The organism is Photorhabdus viridis (assembly GCF_040256935.1).
Lineage (GTDB): Bacteria > Pseudomonadota > Gammaproteobacteria > Enterobacterales > Enterobacteriaceae > Photorhabdus > Photorhabdus viridis.
In genome coordinates this window covers 1-412 of sequence record NZ_JBEJZY010000291.1, presented here as the reverse complement: position 1 = coordinate 412, position 412 = coordinate 1, and the positions used below count along the sequence as shown (strand labels likewise).

Sequence of the window (412 nt, the reverse complement as noted above, 5' to 3'; positions counted from 1 at the left end):
TGCGCGCCGGGATCGCAGTTTTGAAATGGCGTTTACTGCCATTCCCTACTCTGAAACCGTGTGCTTCCGACCTGCATTAATCCCGAAACCACGCATAGCGGGCACCCTGCCGGCCCGGGTGAGCAGCTCGGTAGTGAACGACCGGTACGGGGATATTAATAAAGACGGGTTGTATCGGGTGGCGTTTGATTTTGACCGGGCGGACTGGCCGCAGGGGGGAGAAAGTCTGTGGGTACGTCTGGCTCGTCCCTATGCGGGTGACACCTACGGTTTTCACTGGCCGTTGCTGATAGGCACCGAGGTGGCGATCGCATTTGAAGGGGGCGACCCGGATCGGCCCTACATCGCTCATGCGCTGCACGACTCAAAACACCCGGATCACGTCACCTTATTCAACTACAAACGCAATGTC

The 412-nt window shown here is 57.8% G+C and carries 1 protein-coding gene; it reads left to right on the top strand.

Features of this window, described 5'->3' with window-relative positions:
- On the top strand, positions 1–412 hold a 412-nt coding region (gene vgrG, locus ABR397_RS23405; RefSeq protein WP_350307791.1), incomplete at both ends, for a type VI secretion system tip protein VgrG.